This window comes from Desulfobotulus sapovorans DSM 2055, assembly GCF_059569355.1.
The window spans coordinates 99898-125279 of the sequence record NZ_JCANVJ010000006.1 but is presented as its reverse complement, the minus strand read 5'-3'; the positions used below and the strand labels follow the sequence as shown (position 1 = coordinate 125279).

Below are 25382 nucleotides of genomic sequence, written 5' to 3'. Positions count from 1 at the left end.
TGAATTCAAAATTTATTCAAAATTTGAGCCAGAGAGGAGAACGTGTTTTTCTGTTGCAGAGCAGGGGGAGGGGTGCATCCTTTTTGAGGTTTTTTGCTGAAGGTTCGGGGTCTTTTTCGTAGGCAGGGCCGCTGGGGCGGATGATGTGCAGATAAACAAGCAGTCTTTCCAGGAACGAGGATTTTCCAAGGCGGATTTCATGGTTGACCTTAATGAGATTCAGGCTGGCATCCAGAAGGGCAAAGCCGCGCCATGCAATGCAGATGCCGTGATAGCGTGTTCCATCCTCAAAATATTCATGCCACCTGTGATGGTGACCAAAAAGCCAGAGCCTGGGGCTGAAATGCTCCACCAGCTCCTCACTGCGGGGAAAACCGGGGTTGCGATAGTAGTGCACTCCCGGGCTGTTGGGAACACCGATACCGGTGGGGCAGTCGTGGGTGATGATGATATCAATGGCATCCGGCGGGAAGGCGAGGCAGCGGTCAATCTGGGGGTTGGTGATCAGGGTGCCGTATCCCGTTATCAGGGGATCCATGTAGCCCGTACCGCCCAGAGCGAGAAACCTGTGGCCGTCTATGGTGTGGAGGGAGGCCCGTGGCAGGTAGGTGAAGCAGTCTTCATACTCTTTTACCAAAGCCTGAATTTTATAATAGTCTTCATGATTGCCTTCGATGAAATAAAGCGGTCTAAAAAAACGTTTCTGGTGTTTTCTGAAATAGGCCTTAAGGTGGGATGCATAGAGGCCAAAGTCTCCCAGATGAATGACGCAGGAGATAGGGTAGCCCAGCACATTTTCCGCGTATTCAATGTGTTTGTTCACTGCGTCATAGTAGCAGTGCGTATCGGTTACAATCAGTATCATCCGTTGTTTATCTGTCCGGTAAAGTCATAGCTGAGTTTTACCTGAAAGTTTTTGGTTTGTGAGAAGATTTCCTTGAGGAGTTTCTGTTCTATGGATGTGAGACTTCTTGGGAAAACATGGTTGGAAGGGCTGTGCTTGCCCGAAGCAATGGCTTTTGCATGGACACGCAGGCGGATCTGCATCAGGTAGGTATAGGCCTGTACCATTTCCTGATGATTGATATCATTCAGAACTTTGAGTTCATGGAGGGCATTCAGCCGTGTGATGGTATTGGCGGCTCTGATTTTATTTTTGATGGCATAAATCCTGGCAAAGTCCACAATGGGCATCATGGCGCTCTTCATTTCAAAGGCTCCCCGTTTGGGGCCGGATGTTTCGACAATAAAATTGCCAAAAAGTCCGATGGGTGGGGCCATCTGCAGGATATTTCTTGCGAGCATCTGGAAGAATCTGAAGTTTTCCGATGCAATGGTTTCGATATGATCCCTCAGCTCATTTTCGATGGAAAGGTCACCATAGGCTGTCCGGAAGTCAAAGAAAATTTTAATTCTCAGGAGATCTTCGGCTGTGGCGGAAAAAATCCAACGGCTGAAATACTGCTTCCACACGGAGAGGGGCTGGCAGTATTCCGGGTTCATGGCCATATTGTTGCCTTCGCAGAAGGTATAGCCCGCAGCATTCATCCAGGTGCATACTTTTTTTCCCAGAGCGAGATAGTATTTCTGAACAGCGGGTTCCTGTTCAGGTGGAACATCCTCGTAAAGAATGGCGTTGTCCTGATCGGTTTTAAGGGTCTGTTCCTCACGGCCTACACTGCCAAAGACGATGAAGGCGAATTTTGTCGGGGGGGTGCCCAGCTCCTTGATGGCAAAGGAGATCAGCTGGGTCAGAATGGTATCACTGATCTGGGTGGTCAGGCTGTTGATGTTCTGGGGGCGGGTACCGCTCTCGATGAGGGTTGTCAGAAGAAAAGGGGCAATGGCATTGCTTGTGATGATATCCTCCGGACTGCTGGCTTTCCGTATGGCGTCCAGGAGAACGGACGGGGAGTGGTGCTGGATTGCAAGGATTTGATTGCCTGCCATATTGCCAATGATGTCTCCTTTGTTGTTGGTGATAAAGATATGGGAAGATTGGGTGTGGCGCATGTTTGTCCAGGCTTCAAATACGGAGGCCTGTTCCGGGAGTGTGGGAACGGGAGCCGACATGATGGCCGAAACGGGTGTTTCCATGGGGGAAAGATGTCTGGCAATGGCCTGGCGGATGTCTTTGTCACTCAGCCACCCGATGGTTCTGTCCTGTTCTTTTACCAGCAGAACTTCCGTATTTTCTGTATCCATGAGACTTGCGGCCTGGTACAGGGGCAGGGGGGAAGGACAGCTTATGACGGGGTGCAGGTGCAGACCACCGATGCGCTGATTGTGGTACATGAGGGCTGATTGCATCTGGGAGATGAGGGTGGCACTGTTTTCCTCCCGCTGCACCACCTGGCTGATATCTTCCAGAATACCGTCGAAACAGGATATTTTTCCATTTTTATCCAGCACGCGCACCCCCCATATGGAGGCATAAAAGGGGGTACCATCTTTTTTGAGGAAGCGGACAATTTCACGCTTCAGACCCTGGGGTCCTGTGGTCTGCCCTAAAATTTTGTAGTCGTCCCGGTTAAAATAAAAATCAAGCAGGGGTTCAGCAAAAAGACTTTCCTTTGAGGGATGCCCCAAAAGCTGAACCAATGCCGGGTTGGCTTCAATGAATTTTGGATTTTTTCCAAGACTGATCCGGAAAAAACCCACATTCAGATTGTTGACCATGGAACGGAATTTTTCTTCACTGGCTCCGAGTCGGCTGCGTTCCTGTTTTCGGGTTGTAATATCCGAAACAATGGCCATGAAGCCTGTTTTTCCTCCGAGGGAGATGGGGGTTGCCGAAAGGGTAATGTCGATCATTAAGCCTTTTCTGTTTTTAATCTGGGCTTCAAAACGTTCGGGGACATGTTTTCCCTCCAGGAGCTGGGTCATGAAATTTTCTTCTTCCGTGTCATCGGCAGGCATGAAAAGCCGGGCAGTTTCCATGGACAGGAGGTCTTCCAGAGGATATCCGAGAAGATCTGCAATGGTCTGGTTCACATACATGATGCGACCTTCAAGGGACATGAACATGCCTTCTGCTGCGGATTCCACGAGGGTGCGGTATTTTTCTTCGGATTCCCGGAGAGCCTTTTCTGCGATCTGCTGTTTTTTCATGGCTTTGTAGCTCTGTACAGCGATGAAGGTAAGCAGAAGGGAGATGATGAAGAGGATGGAGAGAGAAATTTGTATGAGATTGTTGGTGATGGTTCGGATTTCAGCCTTGACGTCATCAATGTAGATGCCGGTGCCGATAATCCAGCCCCATGGGGCGAACCCCTTTACATAGGAAAGTTTTGGGATGATGCGTGCTTCTTCGTCCTGCCATTGCCAGCTGTATGCCACATAGCCGCTTCCCTGGCTTTCCACAAGTTTGACCATTTCAATAAAAATACGTTTACCGTCAGGGTCGGTATAATTGGCAAGACTTGCCCCATCAAGGTCGGGTCTGTAGGGGTGGATCACCATGCGGGGGAACATGTCGTTGATCCAGAAGTAGTCCTTCATTTCATGACCATAGTGCAGGTTTTTGATCTGATCCATGGCCTGCCTCTGGGCCTGGGCTGTGTCAATCCGTCCAAGCTGAACCTCATTTTCCAGGGTGGAAAGAATGGTCCATGCGGAATTGGTCAGTTCCCGGATCATTTCCCTTTTTCTTTCGAGGCTGTTGTTTTCTATGGTAGGAATGATGATGGAAAAAAAAGCGGTTAGAAACAGGGCCATGGTCAGAATGGTGGGGAGTATAAAACGAACAAGAAAGGTCGTGAGATGAGCGGAATTTTGGTGCGATATCATTCATGCCCCCGATACGGATTTGTCCTGGTGGAAAAAAGAGTGGGTTGCGGTATGATGGCTTGGATTTTCTGAGCAGATATTTTTTTATTTTTTGATGTGTTTTTTATACGTTGAATTGTATTCTCTGGTCAAGGATAAAGCGGGTTACGTGCGTTGCAGTGCTGTGAAAAAAGACCTTATCCCCAAAGAACGCCCGGATTTCTGTGTTCAGAAGAGGGGTGGCAAGGCTCAACTTCCAGTGGAGACGATTGCATGATTACACCACATAGTGCCTTCCCATGGGGCAGTTTTCTGGGTCGGGTTGTTGTGCCTACTTTTCTCACCATTGTTCTTTTTATATCGGCCTTTTTTTTTGTCATTATTCCCACCATTAAAAACAGTGGCATGGACAGAAAAAAAGAGATGATCCGTGAACTTACCAATTCGGCCTGGAATATCCTTGCCAAACTGAACAATGATGAGCAGATGGGACTTCTTAGTCGGGAACAGGCCCAGGAGCAGGCCATCGCCCAGATTAAAAACCTGCACTATGGTCATGAAATGAAGGAATATTTCTGGATCAACGATATGAGTCCCCGGATGATTATTCATCCCAACCGTTCGGATCTGATCCAGAAGGATCTTTCCGACTATACCGATCCCGATGGAAAACGGGTCTTTCTTGAAATCATCCACCTTGTATCGGATGCGGGTTCGGGGTATGTCCGCTACAAATGGCAGGCCCATGATGATCCTTCTGTGATGGCGTCTAAAATTTCCTATGTAAAGGGGTTTGCGCCCTGGGGCTGGGTGATTGGCACGGGAATCTATGTGGATGACATCCACGCTGAGATGAGCCTTCTTGTCGAGCATATCGTGGCGGTTTCCCTCGTGATTATTATGCTGAATGTATTCATATTTTTGCATATTATCCGGGGGGCTTACCTGACCCATAAGCAGCAGCGGGCGGCAGAGCAGGAGCTCAGAAGGACAAAGTCTTCCCTGGCCCTTTCAGAAAAAATGGCTTCCCTTGGCAGATTGTCCGCCATGGCGGCCCATGAAATTAACAATCCTTTGTCAGGGATTCTTTCCTATGCCAAACTTTCTGCCCGATATCTGGATAAGGAGGAGGTCAGCAGAAAGGATCTGGACAGGGTTGTGGACAATCTTTCCATTATTGCCGGTGAGGCAAAGCGATGCGGAGACATTGTCAAGAACCTGTTGCTGTTTGCAAAGCAATCTCTGCTTTCCGTACAGCATGTGCACATGAATGAGGTGGTGGCCCTCAGTATGCGTGTGATTGAGCATACGGCGAGGATGCGGAGTATTGCGCTGAAGGCGGAACCCGGCGAAGGAAATGATCTGGTGCAGTGTGATCCCGGAGCCATGCAGCAGATTTTTGTCGCCCTCATTGTCAATGCCCTTGAATCTTCCGAAGAGGGATCGTCCGTTCTTGTACGGACAGACTATGGGAGGCCGGATACGGTTTGTGTGGAAGTGCTTGACAGGGGATCTGGTATTGATGAAAAGGATCTTCCCTATATATTCGATCCTTTTTTTTCCACAAAGCAGGGCAGCAGCAGTCTGGGGCTGGGGCTTTCAGCCGTATACGGGATTGTGCAGCATCATTCGGGAGATATCCGTGTTCAGTCGAAAAAGGGCCAGGGTACAAAATTTTCCATTACTTTACCCAGGGTGTACCGGGAAAAAGGTGAAAACGGAGCGGGGAAGCAGGAAACATGAAACCTTCGGATATAGCCATTTTGATTGTTGATGATGAAGCCTCTATCAGAAATTCCCTTACCCAGTGGTTTGAGCTGGATGGGTACTGCGTGGGGTCAGCGGAAGATGCCAGCAGCGCTTTGTTGCAGCTGCAAAAAAAAAGCTGGGATATTGTAATGCTCGATATCAAGATGCCGGGAATGGATGGTCTTGAACTACAGCGAAGAATTCGAAAAATAGACGAAAATATCATTACCATTATCATGACTGCCTTTGCGTCTGTGGATACCAGCATACAGGCCCTGAAGGAAGGTGCTTTTGACTATGTCGTCAAGCCCGTGGATCCCGATGAGATGGGGCATCTTATCCGTAATGCCGTGGAAAAACGGAAGCTTTTTTATGAAAACCGGCAGCTCAGGCAGCATATAGAGGGCATCTCCCTTGCCGATGAAATTATTGGTGAAAGCCCGGGAATCAAGAAGGTGATCGATAAGATTATCGAGGTGGCACAGACCGATGCTGCTGTGGTGATCCGGGGAGAAAGCGGGGTGGGTAAGGAGCTGGTGGCAAAGGCCATACACAGCAACAGCATGAGAAGGTATGCACCCATGATTACCGTTAACTGTGCCGCACCATCGGAAGCCTATCTTGAAAGCGAGCTGTTTGGTCATGAAAAAGGTGCTTTTCCAGGGGCCCTTTACAGCCGACAGGGGCGGCTGGAAATGGCGGACAATGGGACTGTTTTTTTTGATGAGGTTGGGATTATCAGCCCGAAAATACAGGAAGAGCTTCTGCGTGTCATGGAAACGAAGAAGCTGGTACGGCTGGGAGGTGACAGGGAGATGGCGGCCCATTTCCGCGTGATATCTTCCACAACCCATGATTTTGAACGTCTGGTTCAGAATGGGGTTTTCCGAAAGGATCTGTATTACAAACTGAATGTGGTGACCATTTCCATTCCCCCGCTGCGGGAAAGAAGACTGGATATTCCTTCCATTGCAAGGTTTTTTATCAAGAAATATTCCCAATCCATGAACAAGGCTGTTTTGGATATTTCCAGTGACAGTCTGGATATGCTTGTGGATTACAACTGGCCGGGGAATGTCCGGGAACTCCGTAATGTCATTGAGCGGGCCATGGTTGTGGCAAAGGGAAGTCTCATTGAACTGGAGGATCTTTCCTTTTTTTTCCCTGTTGTGGATGAGGATTCCGGAGAACGGGTCTTATCCCTTGATGAGGTGGAAAAGAATCATATTGAGAAGGTTCTGGGGCTTACGCAGTGGAATATTGCCCAGGCGGCCAGTCTTTTAAAGGTCAGCCGTTTGACCATGTATAACAAAATCAAGAAATATCAGCTGAAAAGATAGGGGACGGTACGGGAATTGTTGAAGGGTCAGTTGAAAATATCGGACGACGGCTTTTTCCTGTCTGGGAAAGGATACGGAAACAAGAGCAGGGCCAGGGATGACGCAGCTGAGTTGGGTCATAACTCAGATTTATTTTGGAATGTCCGCTCTTGGTGGCCGCCCCCAAAAAGGATCATGCAGCGGATAAAACAGCGAAGAAGTGATTTTTTTGTGGGCTGGTTTTGATATTTTTCTTGACCGGATGGGTAAAAGAGGCTAAAGACAACATCTGTTTCAGGCGCGTAGCTCAGTTGGTAGAGCGCTACCCCGACACGGTAGAAGTCTCCGGTTCGAGTCCGGACGCGCCTACCATTCAAGTATGAAGACCCGGTATGGCCAAGGCCTGCCGGGTTTTTTGCATTTTACGGCACAGGGCAGGCGAAGGATTTCGGCCTGCCGGTTTTCTGTCATGCCCCCTGGGGCTTTTATGGGAGACGCCCATGTCCTTTGAGGAAAAGAATGTGCATGTGATATTGTTGCAGCTTCCCATTCCGAGACTGAGTTATGGCTTGCGGACGGGCAATGTCCCTTTGGGCGCCGCCTGTCTCAAACAGGCGGTGATGGATCTCGATGTCAGGGTCAGTCTTGTGCCTGAAAGTCTGGCCTCCTATCTTTCTGACGCTGCGCTGGAAGACTGGATTGTGGCCTTAAAACCTGATGTCCTGGGGTTTTCCGTATTTTGCTGGAATGTGGACAGGGCACGTTATCTTGCCGCGAGGGTCAAGGAGCGCTGCGGTTGTCGTATTCTGTTCGGAGGGCCGGAAGTGACTCCGGAGAATCCCCGTTGCCGGGATGCGGTTGTGGATCTCTATATCTACGGCGAAGGTGAGGCAGCGTTCCGGGCATTGTTGCAAAAACCGGAACTCTGGGCTGCGGGAAGCTTTCGTATGGATGGGGCGGATATTTTTGAAAAAAGCCGGAGTCCCTATCTTTCCGATCTCCTGGAACCGCATATCGAAGACATGATGCTCCTTGAAACCCAGCGGGGCTGTCCGTTTCGCTGTGCTTACTGTTTTTACAACAAGGCCCTGAAAAAAAGGGTGTTCCGTCCCATTCCCATATTGATGGAAGAAGTTCGCTGGGCCATTGACAGGGGGATTTCGGAACTTTTTCTGCTGGATCCCACCCTGGATGGTCGCAGGGATCTGCCCGAATTTCTGGATGCCCTTGCCCTGGTGAACAGGGGGCAGAAATTGCGTATCCAGAGTGAAATCCGTGCAGAGGGTATTACCCGGGAGTTGGCGGAAAAATTTGCCAGGGCGGGTTTTGAAGGGTTTGAGATCGGTCTTCAGAGTATTCATTCTGAAGTACTGCGCCAGATGAACCGTCCTACCGACCTTGGGGCTTTTCTTGCGGGTGTGGGGCATTTAAAGGACGTTGGTATTCTCCCCCGTATTGATCTTATCGCAGGACTTCCCGGTGATGATCCCGGAGGCTTTTTGCGATCCGTGGATTTTGTGGTGGCCCATGGGCTTAGCGATGATGTTCAGGTGTTTCCCCTGAGTATTTTACCCGGAACGGATTTCAGACAGAGGGCCGGAGAGCTTGGGCTGCACTTTTCCGCTTCCCCCCCCTATACAGTGAGATCCACGCCTTCCTTTTCCGAAGAGGCCTTGCGGGATAGCCTGTACATGGCGGGAGAACGTCTGGATACGGTACTTTATCCTTTCCCGGAGTTTGACGGGATTTACCATCAGGGTTCCGGACACATGGAGGATATCCGGGTATTTCCCGGAGAGGAGGCCGGGGAGGGCTATTTTGCCAAGCTCTTTTTGCCAGGGAAACGGAAGATGGAAGAGATTCGCAAGGTGGCAAGAAGGCTGACCCAGCCGTACCAGCTTCTGATTCCTCCGGATGGTGCGGACATGGCAAGACTTGAGAATCTTGTAACCATGGTGACAGATCTGCATCCCTTCACGCCTTTGGAGATGGTTTTTTTTGAACCGCCATCCCTGCCGGATACCCGACGGCTTCTGGAAATTTCTTCCATGCAGCGGCCCCATTTTCTGGACGAGGATCTGCGTTTTCTTGAGGAAGAACCCGGAAACCGCAGTATGATTTTTACCCTGGTATCCCGAACTTTTGTGGATGCCTGGGAAGGCCCCATGCATCGCAGGGTGTACTGGTGGTGTAAAAAGAAGCTGCCGGGCCGGGACATGCTGGAATCTCTGGAAGACTGGGATGCGGTTCTTGTGGATGCCAGGGTTCCTGAAGAACGCCTTTATGGCTGGCAGGATACCATGGCCGTTTTTGCAGAAGCCCTTCCCCTTGTGACTTTCAGCGCGATGACGGCTCAGCTGCGCTGGCTGGAGATGACAGCAGGGGATGCCTGCTGGCTGGGGGCTTTTGGGAAAAAAAATTCCTGAAGGCCCCATGGAAGGGCTGTGTCTGTTGCGGAACCGGAAGGTATCCCATGGGGGATACTGCTGGTGCGGAACCCTGGGGTTTTTACTGGACACTGTGGCCTTTACTGATCTATATTGCCTTTCAAAATAAATTTTTTTCTGACGACTCCCCTGACTCAGCCTTGCAGTTTCCCACTACAGCATTGAATCCATCGTGCTCCCGGACTCCAGTGAGGGAATGATAGCTGAAGCAAGGTGGTCATCAGAAAATTTTTTATCCGGATCCCGATCTTGTTTTCAGCCTTTATCCCACCATTTTTCCCGGAAAAGTTGAGAGACAATCCCTTATACAGAAAAGTTTTTTTTTGCAAAGGAGAGGACATATGAATTTTTTGAACAATCTCAAAGTGGGCAAACGCATGACCTTGAGTTTTGGTCTGCTGATCCTCATTATTTTTTTTCTGGGGGGATTGGGCTATGTGGCATCCATAAAAACAGATCTTGCCGCAGATGAAATCGTGGTGGTACGGCTTCCCAGTCTGGATGCCGTACTGATTATGGAATACCAGCTTGAAAAACTGATCTCCGCCCAGCGCAGTCTTTTAAACCCCAGAAATCCCATGGAGGTCAGACAGGATGCCTATGCAGCCATCGATGCGGCCCGAAAGGCCTATGGCGTTGCTGCGGATCTTTATGCCCCCTTGCCCCAGACGCCTGAGGAAACCCGGGAGTGGCAGGCTTTTCAGGCGGTTCTTTCGGAATGGCGGGAGGTGAACGATGTCTTTATTGCCCGATCCCAGGAGCTGGATGCCACGGGCATTCTGAACCCGGATGAGCTGCTGGGATACCTCCAGATGTTCCGGGCAAATCATTATGCCCTCATGAACGAGGTGGCAGATTTTCTGCTGACGGGCGAGGACTTTGAGGGAGGGGAAGACCACAAAGAATGTAATTTCGGGCGCTGGCTGGCCTCTTTTTCCACCTCCAACCCGGATCTCCAGAAGGCTTTGAAAGGGATGCAGGAACCCCACCGTCTGTTTCATGAAAGTGTTTCCGGGATTCGCAGTGCCATCGGCCGGGAGGATCGTGAAGAAGCCCTGCGGATTTTTCATGAGAAAATGCAGGCTTCTGCGGAGAAGGTATTCGAAGGATTTGACGTGCTTCTGGATGAGGCCTTCCGGATTCAGGACATGCAGAATGAACTGACCCAGATGCTGATGAATCAGGTCTTGTCTTTGCAGGAGAAAGCCATGTCACACCTCGACAGGGTGGTGGTCATCAACCGGGGCATTGCCACCCGTGAAGGGGTTTCCCTCAGGGCCTTGTCCGCAAGAAACAAGACCTTGACCCTGACAGGGCTGCTGGTTGCCCTGGTACTGGCCGTTGGTTTTGGTTTTGTCATCACCCGCAGTATCGTGATTCCCCTTGGCCAGAGCAGCAGGCTTTTTAAGGCCATTTCTTCGGGGGACATGACCCGTACGGTACCTTCAGGACTTCTCACCCGTAAGGATGAACTGGGCGACATGGGGCGGCAGATGGCGGAGATGGCAGCTTCCCTGAGGAGCGTTTTTACCCGCCTGAACGGGGGGGTGGAAACCCTGGCCTCTTCATCCACGGAACTTTCCAGTATCTCGGAGCAGACGGCCGAGGGGGCTAAGGAGTCCAGCAAACGGGCGGAAACAGTGGCGGCTGCTGCCGAGGAAATGAGCGTATCTGCCCGGGCCATGGCGGAAAAAATGGAACGCTCTGCCGGCAATCTCACCTCGGTGGCCTCTGCCATGGAAGAGATGACGTCCACCATCGCTGAAATTGCCAGCAATACCGGAAAAGCCAACGCCAGCACAGAAATGTCGGTGAAGCAGGCCGAAGGTTTTGCTGAAGTGATGAAAACCCTTGGGGCTGCTGCCCAGGAAATCGGTAAGGTAACGGAAACCATCAACGGAATTTCGGATCAGACCAACCTTCTTGCTTTAAATGCAACCATTGAGGCGGCCAGAGCCGGAGAAGCGGGCAAGGGGTTTGCCGTTGTTGCCGGAGAAATTAAGGAACTGGCAGGGCAGACGGCCAGGGCAACGGGAGATATCCGGGAGAAGATCAATGGTATTCAGGCGGCTTCAGAACGGGCCAGTGCAGATATTGTAGGGATTGTGAAGGGGATACAGGGGGTGAACCACATCGTGGGCACCATTGCCGCAGCCATAGAAGAACAGTCTTCCGCCATCCGGGAGGTGGCAGCCAACATTGCCGCAGCGTCCGGCATGGTGGATGAGGCCAATGGCCAGAGCGGAGAAATGACCCAGGTATCCGATGATATTGCACGGGATATGGCTTCCGTGAGTGCCGCCGCAACCCAGGTGGAGAGTGCCAGCAATCAGGTACAGGAAACGGTACGGGAACTTTCCAGGCTTTCCGAGGAAATCCGGGACATGATGCGGCGCTTCAAAGTATAGCTCCCTTTATCGCAGCAGGGTATCAGAAGGAAGGGTTTTTGCGGATCGGCGCAGAAACCTTTCCGCATTTTGACCACAGACCGCTTTCAGGATTTCGGAGGGAAGCCCTGCTTCCGTCATTTCCATGAAATAACGATCCGGTTCCAGAAGGGGCCAGTCCGATCCGAAAAGCAGACGTTCCGGACCCAGCAGTTTTGTCAGAGTGGGATAGATTGCTTTCTGGTAAAGGTAGGGAAAGGCTGCGGTGTCGAAAACGAGAAAGTCCGGATGGCCCGCAAGCCCTTTTTTCATGAGGCTGTAAAAGGGATAACCGCCACCGCCGTGGGCAAGAATAATGCGGTTTTCGGGAAACCGCAGAATCAGGGCTTCAATGCCCTGAAGGGTGATGGGGGCTTTGCCGGGATACCTGTGGCCCACGGGCTCGTTCACATGGAGAAGAACCGGAGCGCAAAACTCCCGGCACAGGGCCATGACCGGATCAAGATTCTTGAGGATACCCGCATCAAAGTCTTTGTCATAGCAGGCGATTTCTCCAAGGCCAAGGGCACCGGCCTCAAGGCAGCGCCGGGCTTCCTTTTCGGCCCAGGGATCTTCAGGATGTACACAGCAGAGGGCCTGGATACGTCCCGGATTTTGGGCTGCGGTTTCAAGGAGGAAATCGTTGTGGGTTTTCAGCCGGTCTGGATTGCGCCAGGGAAAGCCGACGGCAAGGGAAAGATCCACGCCGTGTTTTTTCATGGACAGGAGAAGGGCCTCCGGGCCTTCCAGTTTTGCTTTTGGGTTTTGATATAAAAGGGAAAAAACCGGATCGTCGAAAAATGCGTTCCGGTTTTTTTGTACAGCTTCGGGGAAAAGATGGGTATGGCAGTCAATGCGCATGGTGTTTCTTTTCTTGAAAAGTGAGGCGGATTGGGCTACCCGTAGGCGGCCTGAATGCGTACCGCAGGACATGCGTCCGGATGTGTTGCATGGTGTTATACCTTACTATGGGGGCTTTGCCAAAAAAGATGGAAAAAAAGAATGCTGAACAGGGAAAGCGGCATATTGTGCTGGTACATCCTGAAATCCCATGGAATACGGGATGTGTGGGCCGCACCTGTCTTGGTACGGGGTCTGTGCTGCATCTTGTGGAACCCCTGGGGTTTTCTCTGGGGGCGAGGGAGGTCAAACGGGCAGGGCTGGATTACTGGCCCAGGGTGGATGTCCGGGTATGGCCGGATTTTGATGCCTTTGTTCGCGGTATGAAAGCGGAAGACGAAGAGCTTTTCTTTTTTACCAAGACAGGAAGCCGTTCTTTTCGGGAAATGCCCTGGCGTACACGCATGTTTCTTGTTTTCGGGTCTGAATCCCAGGGGCTGCCCCGGGAAATTCTGGAACGTTTTCAGGGGAATCGTTTTCATATTCCCATTTATGCTGAAATTCGATCCCTGAACCTGTCAACGGCTGTGGGTATTGCCCTTTTTGAGAGTATGCGGGGGGGAGATCTCTCCCATGAATGGTAGTCTGGTTTTTTTCTAAAAAAAAGGAGGTACGGAAAAACCGTACCTCCCCATGTATCAGAAATTCATCCGCCTGAGGGCGGATTCAGACCTATTGACCAGCGCCCGTGGCAGCAGCGTGGGTCTTGATGGCTACTTTTTCGGTCAGACCTGCATAGTATTCACGCAGGATGTCGAGAACTTCCTCACGACCGAAGTGATCGGCAATGGGGGCACCTTCGGAAAGGCCCTTGCGGAGCATGGTACCGGAAAGGATAACGCGGTCTTCTTTGCCATGGGGGCAGGTACGCAGGGAGGCCATACCGTCGCACTTCAGGCAGTAGAAGGTCCAGTCGATTTTGAGAGGCATGCACTTGAGGGCCTTGCCATCTTCGGCGGGGTAGGGGATTTTGTCGAAGATGGTCTGGGCTTCGAACATACCGTAGAAATCGCCTACACCAGCGTGGTCACGACCGATGATCATGCGGGATACGCCGTAGTTCTGACGGAAGGTGGCGTGGAGCAGACCTTCGCGGGGACCGGCATAACGCATATCCAGGGGGTAACCACCCTGAAGTACGTTTTCTTTTACAAAGTATTTGTCTACCAGGGTGTCAATGCAGTTTACGCGAACACGTGCGGGAATGTCACCAGGCTTCAGGTTACCAACGAGGGAGTGGATGAACACGCCGTCGCAGACTTCCACAGCAATTTTGGCAAGGTATTCATGGGAACGGTGCATGGGGTTACGGAGCTGCAGGGCAGCAACATCACTCCAGCCGCGTTCTTCAAAGATGGCACGGGCCTGGGCGGGGGAAAGGTACACACCTTTGTAGCGCTCAGGATAGATGCCTTCGGAGAGAACTTTCACGGGACCGGCCAGGTTGAAGTCTTTCTGACCCATAACCATCTGAACACCGGGGTGATCTTCTTCTGCGATCTTCCAGAACTCGTCTGCGGTTTTGGTGCCTTCGCCCATGAATACTTTTTCGCATTCCCAGCGCTTTTTGGCTTCGGTCATTTCGAATTTTTCGGTGACCTTCATGGTCGCCATGATTTCGCCGGCAACGGTAACCAGAGCAATTTCTTCGCCGTCTTTGATAGCTTCGGCATCCGCTTTGTCAGCGGAGAGGGTTACGGGGATGGGCCAGAAGGTACCATCGGCCATAAGGAAGTTTTCGCAAACGCCTTTCCAGTCTGCTTCGGTCATGAAGCCGGTAAGGGGGGAAAAACCACCGATACCCATCATGATGAGGTCACCTTCTTCACGGGGGGTGATGGTGACTTTTTTCAGGCCGGCTGCTTTTGCCAGTTCGGCGTCCTTGGCTGCGCCTTCCAGCAGACAGCAGGTAAGACCTTTTCCACCATGGGGGGCTACAAGTTTAGACATGCGTTCCACTCCTTTTTCTGGGGTATGATATGGATGCGATCCGAAGCTGTCCCAATGGACAGCCATTCATTTCTTTTCAGTCGGTGTGCTTAATAAGAAAGCGGCGTTTTGTCAAGGTCAGAAATCCTGCCTGCCTCTGAAGCTGCTTATAAATGAAGGCTTTCAGAAAAAAGGAGGCCGCTTTTTTATGGGTAAAACGCATCTGCAAAAGAGGAGTGTTGTCTGATCTGGAGACTGTGGAAAATTTCATTGAATCCCTATCCCGCATCCAGTACATAAGGCCCATGTGTACGGAGTGAAAAAGCCGGAGGGAACGGGGCCGGGATGGTCTCTGCTCTCCATGGCTTTTCCGGAAATCGTCTTTGAGTGATTCCTGCTTAAACTTTTTTAAGGAAAAATATCATGTTAGATGCCTATCGCAGCCAGCTTGCCGAAAGGACGGCTCAGGAGATTCCAGCCCTTCCTCTGGATGCTTCTCAAACCGAGGCGTTGTGTCATCTTCTTCTTTCTCCCCCTGAGGGAGAAGAAGATTTTCTTGTTTTTCTTCTGCGGGACAGGGTGTCTCCTGGTGTGGATCCTGCGGCAAAGGTGAAGGCGGATTTTCTTGGGGAGCTTGCCACAGGGGGAAAAAAATCCCCCGTTATTTCACCCGCCGAGGCTGTGCGTCTTCTGGGAACCATGCGGGGGGGGTACAATGTCCGCCATCTCCTTTCCCTGCTTTCCCATGAAAGTCATGGAGAGGCCGCTTCAGAGGCTCTTTCGGATACCCTTCTTGTGCTGGACGTTTTTGATGAGGTTGCCGCCATGGCAAAAACCCTGCCTGCGGCCCGCAGGGTGCTGGAATCCTGGGCCAGGGCGGACTGGTTTGCGAAAAAGCCGGAGCTTCCGGATCTTGTGCACTGCATCGTTTTCAAGGTGGATGGGGAGATCAACACCGACGACTTTTCCCCCGCAGGCGAGGCCTGGAGCCGTCCGGATATTCCCCTGCATGCCCTTTCCATGCTGCGGTCCCGCATGGAAAAGCCCCTGGAACAGATCCGGAAGCTCAAGGAAAAGGGGCTTCCCCTTGTGTTTGTGGGAGATGTGGTGGGAACGGGATCTTCCCGCAAATCCGCCACCAACTCTCTCCTCTGGCACATTGGTGAGGACATTCCCTTTGTGCCCAACAAGCGTCAGGGCGGGGTGGTGCTGGGAGGTAAGATTGCGCCCATTTTCTTCAATACCCTGGAAGATTCCGGAGCCCTTCCCATTGAGTGCGATGTCACGGGTCTTTTTACCGGTCAGGAGATCCGGATCTATCCCCACAGGGGGCGGATTGAGGAGGCTTCGGGCAGGGAGATCGCGGCGTTTTCCCTGAAAACCCCTGTGATTCCTGATGGGGTACGGGCCGGAGGACGCATCCCTCTGATTGTGGGCCGCACCCTGACCCGGAAGGCGGCGGAAGCCCTCGGCAGGAAAGAGGTGGCTGGTCTTTTCCGTGAGGTATCTCAGCCTCCGGACACGGGAAAGGGCTATACCCAGGCCCAGAAAATCATCGGAAAGGCCTGCGGTCTCAAGGGGGTACGGCCGGGGATGTCCTGTGAGCCGGTCATGACCACGGTGGGCTCCCAGGACACCACAGGCCCCATGACCCGGGATGAACTGACCGAGCTGGCCTGTCTGCGTTTTGCCTCAGATCTTGTGATGCAGAGTTTCTGCCATACGGCGGCTTATCCCAGAAGCGTGGATATCAGGATGCACGATACCCTGCCGGGCTTCATGATGGAGCGGGGTGGGGTGGCCCTGAAACCCGGAGACGGGGTGATCCACTCCTGGCTGAACCGGATGATTCTTCCCGATACCCTGGGAACGGGCGGAGATTCCCATACCCGCTTTCCCGTGGGCCTGAGCTTTCCCGCAGGCTCAGGTCTCGTGGCCTTTGCCGCTGCCATGGGCACCATGCCCCTTGACGTACCGGAGTCTGTTCTGGTGCGGTTCAGGGGACGGAGGAAACCCGGCATCACCCTGAGGGATCTTGTGAATGCCATTCCCCTTGTGGCCATCCGGGAGGGACTGCTCACCGTGGCCAAGGCAGGGAAGAAGAATGTCTTTTCCGGCAGGATTCTCGAAATCGAGGGGCTGGAGGATCTGGAGGTGGAGGAGGCCTATGAGCTGACCGATGCCTCCGCAGAGCGCTCCGCTGCGGCAAGCTGTATCCGTCTGCGTCCGGACAGGGTTGCGGCCTATCTGCATTCTTCTGCCGCTCTTTTGCGTCGTATGGCGGATGAGGGCTATGGGGATGCCGCCACCCTCAGACGCAGGGCTGATGCCATGGAGGCCTGGTGTGAAGCCCCCGTTCTTCTGGAGGCGGACAGGGATGCGGACTATGCGGCGGTGATTGAGATTGATCTTGAAAGCATCACAGAGCCGATTCTCGCCTGTCCCAATGATCCCGATGACGTGCGTCTTCTGTCGGAAGTGGCGGGAGAAGGGGTGCAGGATGTCTTCATCGGTTCCTGCATGACCCATATCGGCCATTTCCGGGCTGCCGCAGCGCTTCTGGAGGGAAAGGCGGATCTTCCCGCCCGGCTCTGGATGTGTCCGCCCACCCGCATGGATGCGGATCAGCTCCGGCGTGAAGGCCTGTACAGTGTCTTTGGAAGGGCCGGAGCACGCATGGAGATTCCGGGATGTTCCCTGTGCATGGGCAATCAGGCCCGTATTGCATCGGGCAGCACGGCCCTTTCCACATCCACAAGGAATTTTCCGGATCGTATGGGTGACAATACACGGGTCTTTTTAGGGTCTGCGGAGCTTTGCGCCATCGCCGCCACCCTTGGAAAGCTTCCGGAACCGGAGCTCTACTTCAGCCGGATGCAGGAAAGGGTGGGGGGCAGGGAGGAGGCTCTCTTCCGGATGCTGCGTTTTGCCGGAACCTGATAAACGTTCCGTTGGGGGGATGCTTTTTTTATCGTCTGCCGTTTTCCGGATTGTCCTTGCCTTACCCCGGAGATTCCGTGTAATAAGAAGGCATGTTTCTTTAGCGTGGTTCATGGGGAGTGCGGGATGATGTCCTGTATTCCTGAATTCTCAAACCCCAATGTTAAGGAGGTCTTTGTGAAACGTATTTTTGCGGCTCTTATCGTAGGTCTTTTTGTGACAGCCCCTGCCTTTGCTGTGAACAAGGACAATGTCGGCTGCGGTCTCGGGACTTTGATGATTCAGGAAAAAGATGGTCTGGTATGGCAGGTCATGGCTGCCACCACCAATGGTACTTCTGGTAACCAGACCTTTGGTATCAGCTCCGGTACTCTGGGGTGTGATAAACCCGCCAATGTGGCAAAACGTGAGCAGCTGGATCGTTTTGTCGCAGACAACATGGATGCCCTTGCTGTGGATATTGCCATGGGCACAGGCGAAACTCTGGATGCCCTGGCGGAACTGGCTGACGTGGATGAAAGCCGCAAAGGCGATTTTTATGCAGCTCTTCAGATGAATTTTGACGAAATTTATCCCCACGGCGCTGTTAAGGGAACGGAAGTGGTGGATCAGATTGCGGGTATTCTTGAGCGCATCTGATCAATTTCCATGAAGTATTAGCAAAGTAAGGAAATCCGGTCCTGCCAGAAGGGAAGACCGGATTTTTCTATGCATCTTTTCAGGGGGAAAATGCTGGGTATCGGGTGCAGAAAGAATGGGTTTCTGTTTCTTGTGTTGTTTTTTTTACTGCCGGGGATCGGCATGGCGGACAGCCTTGACGCTCTTGTGAAGAAGGCAAGGGATCTCAGGCTTGCTGAGGATTCCTACTGGCATGTCCTTTACCACTACCATGTCCCTCTGGGGGGCGGTTTTAAAAGCCGCATTGATGACAGCCGTTTTTTTTTCTCCCCTGAGGGAAAAGAAAATCCCCAGGCGGAGATGGAGGCTGCCATTCATTTTCTGTTTTCAGGTCAGGCAGAGAATCCCTGTCTTTACATCGCACGTCATCACTGGCTGCATGTCCGGCTGCAGGCGGAAGAAGAAGGTTTTCCACAGCCCTTCTGTCCAGACCTTGCGAACATTCATCCCGCATCCGCCCGTCTTGTTTTTCCTGCCTACTTCATGAACAGTCCGGCCTCCATGTTTGGACATACTCTCATGACCCTGCGTATGGACAACAGTGCCAGGGTGCTGGACAAGGCTGTGAACTATGAGGCCCATACCCGGGAGACCAACGGTTTTGTTTTTGCGTTCAAGGGGATTTTCGGTTTTTATCCCGGATTCTTCAATGTTCTTCCTTATTACAAAAAAATCCAGGAGTACGGAGAAATCAACCAGAGGGATATCTGGGAATACCGGCTGGATCTGGCTCCCCATGAAATGGATGCCATGGTTCGGCATATCCGGGAAATGGAGGGGGTCAGTTCGGATTATTTTTTCTTTGATGAGAATTGCTCCTTTACCCTGATGTATCTTGTGGAAGCTGCCCGTCCCGGTTTGGATCTCACAGATACCTTTCCCCTCTGGGTCATTCCTGTGGATACGGTGCGGGCTCTGCAAAAGGAAGGACTGATCGTGGAGGCTGAGTATCAGCCCAGCCGTGCCACCATCATCCGGCACAGGCTTTCCCTTCTCAGTCCGGAAGATCAGGATTTGGCCTTTGAAATCCTTGAAGGGAAAAAATCTCCTGAAACCGTTCAGGAACTGGAAACCCTGAGGGCCATCCGGGTTCTGGATACGGTGATCGACTGTATCCGTTATCAGTTTGTGAAAAAAAAGATGGATCAGAAAGCGTATCAGAAAACCCTGATTCATGCCCTCAGGGTACGCAGCCGTATGGGGCTTGCAGATACTCTTCCCCCTGTTCCCATACCCCGCCGCCCGGATACGCTTCACGGATCTTCCCGTATGGCCCTGGGAGTACAGGTGGTGGATGGCAGAACGGCCATGAGTCTTGCCTATCGGCCTGCATTTACGGATCTGACGGATCCGGATTATCCGGAAAGTGACGGTATCCGTATTGTTTTTGGTGAGACACGCCTGCGTCTGGGCCCAGAAGGTGAAGGGGCTCAGCTGGAAAGCTTTGATGCCATTGATATTGTTTCTTTGTCTCCAAGGGATCGTTTTTTTACGCCCCTCTCCTGGGCTGCCGGTGCGGGACTTGAGGGAATTCCTGGAGAAAAGAGGGGGCGGCTCCTGAGACTTGGCGGTGGTGCGGGCTTTTCCTGGGGAGGGGGGAAGGCAGGTTTGGTGTATCTGATGGGGATGCCCCGTTTTTTTGCAGGTTCAGGTCTTGAAAATGGTCACAGTCTGGGGGCTGTGATGCGAATCGGTTGGATTTTAAGGCTTTTTGGAAACAGCAAATGGCAGATTTTTACCGAAGGAGGCGGTTTTGCTCTGGGGCAGGATGGTTACGCTGCTGCCGCAGGCTTGGAGGGGAGCCTGCGTCTTGGGGTCAACTGGCATCTGGGGATTTCGGCGTTACATCAGCAGCGTTGGGAACAATCGGAACTTCGTACCCTTCTGGCCCTGCATTGGTTCCATTGATTTGGGGTGGCAGGACAGCCGTTATGGGGCAGTCGGCCAATTTCTCCATGTAATTCTGGTTATGTTGCTGAATTGTTTTAATAAATAAGTATTTAATCAGGTTGTGGGGAAGCCCTTTCTGATTCCGGTACGATCCGTTTCATGAATTTTCCCCGAATACTTCGCAGTTACGGTAACACCGGGCTTTTTCACGATAATGATCTGCGGATTCGCCTATTTTTTTCAGGATTTCCTCTCCCAGTGTCCGGATGACCTTTGCCGGCATTCCCCCCACCAGACTGAAGGCTGGCACCCGTGTATTTTCCAGCACCACAGCCCCCGCAGCGACAATGCTGCCTCTGCCGATCACAGCCCCGTTCATGACAATGGCACCCATACCGATGAGACAGTCGTCTTCCACCGTACAGCCGTGGAGGATGGCCCTGTGGCCTGCTGTGATGCGGCATCCGAGGGTGAGGGGAAAGCCCGGGTCTGCGTGCAGCACACAGAGATCCTGGATGTTGGTTCCTTCCCCAATGCGGATGGGAGAGGTATCTCCCCGGATCACGGCGGAAAACCAGAGAGAGCTGCCTGAATCCATGTGAACATCACCAATGAGGGTGGCATTTGGAGCAACAAAGACATCATGGGCAAGAAGGGGAGTCTTCTTTTCAAAACAATACAGAGTCATTGCAATCTCCTTTTGAAAGGGGGGGAGGATTTCAAGGTTCGTTTTAAGATTTGACGGAACAGCAAACCATGGTTTATGATTTGAAACAAGAAAATCTTCTTTTTAACCTGTTCGGCAGCCCTTATTTTTCCTGGCATTTTATTGTCTTTTTTGCAACTTCAGCAAAGCGAGGAAAACCCATGGAGCAGAAACCCGTATCCCGGATCACTCTCCGGGAGTTTAAGGCTATCAGTCATGCCATTTCCACCTATGAGGATCTTACGGTTCTGAATCAGCATCTCGTGGAAGGGATCTGTAGTGCCTTTAAGATCAAGGCATGCAGTATTTTTCTTTACGATGATCGGGAACAGCAGCTTTTCCGTGTGACCAGCCACGGCCTGAGTCAGGAGTATCTTCGCAAAGGCCCCATCATTGTGGATCATAACAAAAATCCGGAAACCCTCTCTGGAGAAGCGGTCTTCTATCAGGATCTCCGGAATGATGCGCGTGTACTTTTTCCTGAGGCGGCTATGGAGGAAGGGATTTCTTCCATGCTTTCCGTTCCCATCAAATACCATGAGTATGTTCTTGGATTGATTAAACTTTATCATAATGACCCCTGGATGCTCCATGAAGACGATCTGGATGCTTTCTGTGTTCTGGGTGCCCAATTGGGGCTTCGCATTGAGCATACGGGCTTGCGGAATTTTTTTGAGATGGTGAAGGCAGCGGCGGGTAACCTGCCGCTTCGTATGATGCAGGGGCTTGGCCTATGAATGATGGCCGTATTGTAACGGATACGACAGCAATCTTTGAAATTACATCCGGTGATGTCATTGAAATCGGGGGCCGCAGATTTCGGGTGACGGGCAATGAGATGGAACGCCGTTTTGGGGTGGAAGATCCCAAGTACTGGGTGAAGCGGGTGGTGGAAGATGCCACCGGAGCACGGAAGATCATCAAGCTTTCCTTCCTGGAGACCTTCATGACGACCATCGCCGGGGTTCCCATCCGCTGTTATCGGGATCCGGACAAGGAAGGTGATATTCTGGATCTTGTACGGGGACGACCGGATTTCATGCAGGGCGAGGTTTACCGGGATTCGGTACACAACAATATCCGGGTTCTGGATGTGGTGCGTGGTACCAATTTTTATCTGGCCATGGGCGACTACTTCCGTATGCCCCACAAGGTGTATTACGAGAAAGTACTTCCGGGTATGCTGGCCAGGCTTCTGGAGGCTTTCCGTTCCATCCGTTTTCTTCATGTCCATGGTTTCCGTCATGGAGATATCCGCAATGACCATCTCATGATCGAGAATCGCACAGGCCATTATGTGTGGATTGATTTTGACTATGAATACGATGCACCGGAAAACCCCTTCAGTCTGGATCTTTTTGGGCTGGGTAATATTCTCCTGTATGCCGTAGGTAAAGGTTTTCATGAACTTTACAATATTCGCCATGAAACGGATCTCTACGGTGATTTTTATACACAGATTGAAGAAGAGGATCTTTCCCTTCTTGATGCCAGCCGATTTGTGAATCTTCGAAAGCTTTACCCCTATCTGCCCCGTATGCTGAATGACATTCTCCTGCATTTTTCGCGGGGGACGGTTATTTATTATGAATTCATTGATGAAATTCTAGAGGACCTTGAAGGGTTTCTCCGTTCCCTTTAGGAGGTGATGCGTGATCAATTCCATTCTGATTCCGGTAGCGGATTCGGCCAGTTCAACGGCTGTCGTGGATTATATTGCGGCATTGGGTCTTTGTCCGGACAGTGCACAGGTGACCCTTCTTTATGTCAACCGGACACCTTCCGGCAGCGAGGAGCTGATGGGCTACCGCTTCATCGCAGCCCTTCCCGAGCGGGGGAACAATGCCCTGCAACGGGCCCGGAACATCCTTGTAAACAGTGGCCTGAAGGCGGAGAACGTGCATACGGAGATCATTTCCGGGCCTTTTGCCACCGTGGGTGATGGTATTATTGCGTATTTTAATAAGAATCCTCATACCCTTGTGGTGATTGGCCGCAAGAAAATGAGCAAGGCGGAAGAATTTGTTCTGGGAGATGTGAGTGTGAAGCTGGTGAGGGCGCTTGAGAATACGGCGGTGATGGTGGTGAAAACCCTGTAAGTCTTGTGCCCGATAAAGGGTGCATGGGAACGATAGCTGAAGCAGGGTGGGTATCAGAATATTGTATACGCAGCATGATCCTTTTTGAGACACGGGCCAGTATTGAAAAGCTATGAAAAACGGTTACCAGCACGGTTTAAATGTTTCACTGCTAACTGTCTGGATATGCAAAAGGGGAAAATTTTGATGCGTTCAGTAGGCTGTGAACTGTCCAGACACTCCGGAAGGGGTGCCTGGACAGAGTTTCAGGCCTGCTTTTTATCCTCTGGCTGGTAGAGGCATAAGGGTTCTTCAGTCATGTAGTCCCCCGTGGCCTCATAGGCCCGTGCCCGGCATCCACCGCAGACGGCCCGGTATTCGCAAGGGCCGCATTTTCCTGAAAGCTGGTCATAATCCCGCAGCCTCAGAAAGGTGGGGGATTTTTTCCAGATATCCACAAAAGATTCTTTCTTCACATTGCCGCAGAGGGTTTCGAGAAAGCCGCAGGGCTGCACCTCGCCCACATGGGAGACGAAACAGAATCCGATTCCTCCCAGACAGCCCCTTGTCATGGCATCAAGACCATGGGTGGCAGGGGAGATGGTTTTTCCTTCTGCCTTTGCCCGCTGCCGCAGAATCCGGTAATAATGGGGGGCGCAGGTGGCCTTGAGTTGCAGGGGAACCTTGTCCCGCTGATCGTAAAACCAGTTGAGGGTTTCTTCATACTGGGCCGCGTCAATGGCGGTTTCCTCAATTTCCTTACCCCGGCCCGTGGGTACCAGCAGAAAGATATGATGGGCCGCAGCGCCGAGGGAAACGGCAAGATCCAGAATTTTTGGGATTTCTTCCAGATTTTTCTTGGTGATGGTGGTGTTGATTTGAAACTCAATCCCTGCAGTTTTGGCGTTGCGGATACCCTGCATGGCCCCTTCGAAGGCACCGGGCATGGCCCGGAAATCATCATGAACCCTTGCCGTTGCACCGTCCAGACTGATGGAAATACGCCGGATGCCTGTTTCGGCCATGCGGCTGGCAATTTCCGGTGTCATCAGTGTGCCGTTGACAGCCATGGTCATGCGCAGACCAAGGCTTGTACCATGCTGGGCGATTTCAAAAATATCCTTGCGCATCAGGGGTTCGCCCCCGGTAAGGATCACAATCACTTCCCCCAGTTCCCGGATTTCTTCCAGGAGCCGAAAGGCCTCCTCCGTAGTGAGCTCTCCGGGGTAGGGGATATTTCGGGCCGCAGCCCGGCAGTGGATACAGTTCAGGTTACAGCTTCGGGTGGTTTCCCAGGCCACAAGGCGCAGGCTATCCCGTCTTCCCGACGGTGTCCCGTGGGCTATGTTTTTGGGGTGCATGCCTTTTATCCTTCCTTTTGAAAATGCAGCACAAGTATGGGCGTTTTCTGCCGGGATGAGGGTGGAGAAAGCGCCCAGGGGGGTATGGATGGGCAGGGTAGAAATCAGTCCCTGAGCCTGCGGGCCGCATCCATGGCAAAATAGGTGAGGATAATGTCCGCACCGGCCCTGCGGATGGCGGTAAGGGTTTCCATCATCACCGCATCCCCGTCGATCCATCCCCTTTCCGCCGCAGCCCGGATCATGGCGTATTCACCGGAAACACTGTAGGCGGCGATGGGCAGATCCATTTCATCCTTCAGGCGGGTGATGACATCCAGATAAGCGAGGGCGGGCTTCACCATGAGAATGTCGGCCCCTTCCTCCACATCCATGGTGGCTTCCCGCATGGCTTCCCGGCTGTTGGCCGGATCCATCTGATAGGTTCTGCGGTCGCCGAATCCGGGCTTGTTGTTGGCGGCCTCCCGGAAGGGGCCGTAGTAGGCGGAGGCGTATTTCACGGCATAGCTCATGATGGGCACGTCCGTGTAGCCTTCCTGATCGAGACCGTCGCGGATTTCCGCCACCCGGCCGTCCATCATGTCCGAGGGGGCCACCATGTGGGCTCCGGCCTTGGCGTGGCTGACGGCGATGCGGGCAAGGAGGTCCAGGGTGGCGTCGTTGTCAACCCGGCCCTTTTCCACAATGCCGCAGTGGCCGTGGTCGGTGAACTGGCAGAGACAGACATCGGTGATGACCATCATGTCCGGAACGGCATCCCGCACGGCCTTCACCGCCTGCTGCACGATGCCGTCTTTTTTGTAGGCTTCCGTTCCCAGGGGGTCTTTTTTGTCGGGAACGCCGAAGAGAATCACCGCAGGAATGCCAAGATCCCTTGCTTCCTTTGCTTTTTTGCGGATGTTGTCGCAGGAAAGCTGGGCGTGACCGGGCAGAGACAGAATGGGTTTTTCCACACCTTTGCCGGGTACGGCAAAAAGGGGCAGCACGAGGTTGTCCACATGAAGCCTTGTCTCACGCACCATACTGCGGAGAATCTCACTCTGGCGCAGACGTCTGGGACGGGAATCGGGAAAAAGCATGGCAGGTCTCCTTGGAAAAACATGGGGGAAGAAAACGGCCGCCTTCACGAATTAAGGAAGTGCGGCCGTTGCTTGGGGCGATTATCTGAAATAGAAATACCGGTTTCAGGAC

The 25382-nt window shown here is 52.3% G+C and carries 18 protein-coding genes and 1 tRNA gene; 12 read left to right on the top strand and 7 right to left on the bottom strand.

Going from position 1 to position 25382, the window contains the following annotated elements:
• Nucleotides 1–16: 16 nt before the first annotated feature.
• On the bottom strand, nucleotides 17–865 hold the full coding sequence (locus tag BR04_RS07005; protein ID WP_496355289.1) for a metallophosphoesterase family protein: 849 nt from the start codon (nucleotides 863–865) through the stop codon (nucleotides 17–19).
• Nucleotides 862–3789, bottom strand: a complete 2928-nt coding sequence (locus tag BR04_RS07000; RefSeq protein ID WP_496355288.1) for a DUF294 nucleotidyltransferase-like domain-containing protein — start codon at nucleotides 3787–3789, stop codon at nucleotides 862–864. The genes BR04_RS07005 and BR04_RS07000 overlap by 4 nt, the downstream gene beginning before the upstream one ends.
• A gap of 252 nt (nucleotides 3790–4041) precedes the next feature.
• On the opposite strand from BR04_RS07000, the gene BR04_RS06995 reads away from it, so the two are divergent.
• The 5 genes from BR04_RS06995 to BR04_RS06975 all read left to right on the top strand — a co-directional run bounded on the left by BR04_RS06995 (nucleotide 4042) and on the right by BR04_RS06975 (nucleotide 11691).
• Complete coding sequence (locus BR04_RS06995) at nucleotides 4042–5511, top strand: cache domain-containing protein (protein ID WP_496355287.1); 1470 nt, start codon at nucleotides 4042–4044, stop codon at nucleotides 5509–5511.
• The gene (locus BR04_RS06990; protein WP_496355286.1) at nucleotides 5508–6857 is read left to right on the top strand and encodes a sigma-54-dependent transcriptional regulator; all 1350 of its coding nucleotides are present in this window, start codon (nucleotides 5508–5510) and stop codon (nucleotides 6855–6857) included. Before BR04_RS06995 ends, BR04_RS06990 begins: the two co-directional genes overlap by 4 nt.
• Before the next feature lie 275 nt (nucleotides 6858–7132).
• A tRNA-Val gene (locus tag BR04_RS06985) sits at nucleotides 7133–7208 on the top strand.
• A gap of 128 nt (nucleotides 7209–7336) precedes the next feature.
• On the top strand, nucleotides 7337–9262 hold the full coding sequence (locus BR04_RS06980; RefSeq protein ID WP_496355285.1) for a B12-binding domain-containing radical SAM protein: 1926 nt from the start codon (nucleotides 7337–7339) through the stop codon (nucleotides 9260–9262).
• A gap of 362 nt (nucleotides 9263–9624) precedes the next feature.
• Nucleotides 9625–11691 carry a methyl-accepting chemotaxis protein gene (locus tag BR04_RS06975; RefSeq protein ID WP_496355284.1) on the top strand — a complete coding sequence of 689 codons (2067 nt, stop codon included), beginning with the start codon at nucleotides 9625–9627 and terminating at the stop codon, nucleotides 11689–11691.
• Nucleotides 11692–11697: 6 nt separating this feature from the next.
• Here the strand turns inward: BR04_RS06975 and BR04_RS06970 are convergent, their stop codons facing one another.
• The gene (locus tag BR04_RS06970) at nucleotides 11698–12570 is read right to left on the bottom strand and encodes an amidohydrolase family protein (protein ID WP_496355283.1); all 873 of its coding nucleotides are present in this window, start codon (nucleotides 12568–12570) and stop codon (nucleotides 11698–11700) included.
• Between the two features lie 89 nt (nucleotides 12571–12659).
• On the opposite strand from BR04_RS06970, the gene BR04_RS06965 reads away from it, so the two are divergent.
• Complete coding sequence (locus BR04_RS06965) at nucleotides 12660–13193, top strand: tRNA (cytidine(34)-2'-O)-methyltransferase (protein ID WP_496355282.1); 534 nt, start codon at nucleotides 12660–12662, stop codon at nucleotides 13191–13193.
• Nucleotides 13194–13281: 88 nt separating this feature from the next.
• Here BR04_RS06965 and sat read toward each other — a convergent pair whose 3' ends face one another.
• Nucleotides 13282–14559: a sulfate adenylyltransferase gene (gene sat, locus BR04_RS06960; RefSeq protein WP_496355281.1), complete on the bottom strand. Its 1278-nt coding sequence runs from the start codon at nucleotides 14557–14559 to the stop codon at nucleotides 13282–13284.
• Between the two features lie 402 nt (nucleotides 14560–14961).
• Between sat and acnB the strand changes: the two genes are divergently transcribed.
• From acnB to BR04_RS06945, 3 genes are all read left to right on the top strand, one after another.
• Nucleotides 14962–17478, top strand: a complete 2517-nt coding sequence (gene acnB / locus BR04_RS06955; RefSeq protein WP_496355280.1) for a bifunctional aconitate hydratase 2/2-methylisocitrate dehydratase — start codon at nucleotides 14962–14964, stop codon at nucleotides 17476–17478.
• 177 nt (nucleotides 17479–17655) lie between these two features.
• Nucleotides 17656–18117, top strand: a complete 462-nt coding sequence (locus tag BR04_RS06950) for a DUF3015 family protein (protein ID WP_496355279.1) — start codon at nucleotides 17656–17658, stop codon at nucleotides 18115–18117.
• Between the two features lie 162 nt (nucleotides 18118–18279).
• Nucleotides 18280–20064 carry an Lnb N-terminal periplasmic domain-containing protein gene (locus BR04_RS06945; protein ID WP_496355278.1) on the top strand — a complete coding sequence of 595 codons (1785 nt, stop codon included), beginning with the start codon at nucleotides 18280–18282 and terminating at the stop codon, nucleotides 20062–20064.
• A 139-nt stretch (nucleotides 20065–20203) separates the two neighbouring features.
• Here the strand turns inward: BR04_RS06945 and BR04_RS06940 are convergent, their stop codons facing one another.
• Nucleotides 20204–20734: a gamma carbonic anhydrase family protein gene (locus tag BR04_RS06940; protein ID WP_496355277.1), complete on the bottom strand. Its 531-nt coding sequence runs from the start codon at nucleotides 20732–20734 to the stop codon at nucleotides 20204–20206.
• A 179-nt stretch (nucleotides 20735–20913) separates the two neighbouring features.
• Between BR04_RS06940 and BR04_RS06935 the strand changes: the two genes are divergently transcribed.
• From BR04_RS06935 to BR04_RS06925, 3 genes are read left to right on the top strand one after another with little or no spacing between them, the layout of a single operon-like run.
• Nucleotides 20914–21489, top strand: coding sequence for a GAF domain-containing protein (locus tag BR04_RS06935; RefSeq protein ID WP_496355276.1), 576 nt, complete (start codon nucleotides 20914–20916; stop codon nucleotides 21487–21489).
• A complete protein-coding gene (locus BR04_RS06930) occupies nucleotides 21486–22394 on the top strand; it encodes a protein kinase (RefSeq protein ID WP_496355275.1) in 909 nt (302 codons plus the stop codon). The genes BR04_RS06935 and BR04_RS06930 overlap by 4 nt, the downstream gene beginning before the upstream one ends.
• Nucleotides 22395–22404: 10 nt before the next feature.
• Nucleotides 22405–22851 (top strand): universal stress protein, encoded by a 447-nt coding sequence (locus BR04_RS06925; protein WP_496355274.1) that lies wholly within the window; start codon nucleotides 22405–22407, stop codon nucleotides 22849–22851.
• A 245-nt stretch (nucleotides 22852–23096) separates the two neighbouring features.
• Here BR04_RS06925 and ahbD read toward each other — a convergent pair whose 3' ends face one another.
• Both ahbD and hemB read right to left on the bottom strand, forming a co-directional pair.
• The gene (gene ahbD / locus BR04_RS06920; protein WP_496355273.1) at nucleotides 23097–24191 is read right to left on the bottom strand and encodes a heme b synthase; all 1095 of its coding nucleotides are present in this window, start codon (nucleotides 24189–24191) and stop codon (nucleotides 23097–23099) included.
• Nucleotides 24192–24295: 104 nt separating this feature from the next.
• Complete coding sequence (gene hemB, locus BR04_RS06915; protein ID WP_496355272.1) at nucleotides 24296–25270, bottom strand: porphobilinogen synthase; 975 nt, start codon at nucleotides 25268–25270, stop codon at nucleotides 24296–24298.
• Nucleotides 25271–25382: the final 112 nt, after the last annotated feature.

Coding starts and splice junctions, on each gene's coding strand:
- BR04_RS06935 (WP_496355276.1), top strand. CDS start 20,914: ATGGAGCAGAAACCCGTATCCCGGATCACTCTCCGGGAGTTTAAGGCT.
- BR04_RS07000 (WP_496355288.1), bottom strand. CDS start 3,789: ATGATATCGCACCAAAATTCCGCTCATCTCACGACCTTTCTTGTTCGT.
- BR04_RS06995 (WP_496355287.1), top strand. CDS start 4,042: ATGATTACACCACATAGTGCCTTCCCATGGGGCAGTTTTCTGGGTCGG.
- BR04_RS06990 (WP_496355286.1), top strand. CDS start 5,508: ATGAAACCTTCGGATATAGCCATTTTGATTGTTGATGATGAAGCCTCT.
- BR04_RS06930 (WP_496355275.1), top strand. CDS start 21,486: ATGAATGATGGCCGTATTGTAACGGATACGACAGCAATCTTTGAAATT.
- sat (WP_496355281.1), bottom strand. CDS start 14,559: ATGTCTAAACTTGTAGCCCCCCATGGTGGAAAAGGTCTTACCTGCTGT.
- BR04_RS06965 (WP_496355282.1), top strand. CDS start 12,660: ATGGTGTTATACCTTACTATGGGGGCTTTGCCAAAAAAGATGGAAAAA.
- BR04_RS06975 (WP_496355284.1), top strand. CDS start 9,625: ATGAATTTTTTGAACAATCTCAAAGTGGGCAAACGCATGACCTTGAGT.
- ahbD (WP_496355273.1), bottom strand. CDS start 24,191: ATGCACCCCAAAAACATAGCCCACGGGACACCGTCGGGAAGACGGGAT.
- hemB (WP_496355272.1), bottom strand. CDS start 25,270: ATGCTTTTTCCCGATTCCCGTCCCAGACGTCTGCGCCAGAGTGAGATT.
- BR04_RS06970 (WP_496355283.1), bottom strand. CDS start 12,570: ATGCGCATTGACTGCCATACCCATCTTTTCCCCGAAGCTGTACAAAAA.
- BR04_RS06945 (WP_496355278.1), top strand. CDS start 18,280: ATGGCGGACAGCCTTGACGCTCTTGTGAAGAAGGCAAGGGATCTCAGG.
- BR04_RS07005 (WP_496355289.1), bottom strand. CDS start 865: ATGATACTGATTGTAACCGATACGCACTGCTACTATGACGCAGTGAAC.
- BR04_RS06940 (WP_496355277.1), bottom strand. CDS start 20,734: ATGACTCTGTATTGTTTTGAAAAGAAGACTCCCCTTCTTGCCCATGAT.
- acnB (WP_496355280.1), top strand. CDS start 14,962: ATGTTAGATGCCTATCGCAGCCAGCTTGCCGAAAGGACGGCTCAGGAG.
- BR04_RS06980 (WP_496355285.1), top strand. CDS start 7,337: ATGTCCTTTGAGGAAAAGAATGTGCATGTGATATTGTTGCAGCTTCCC.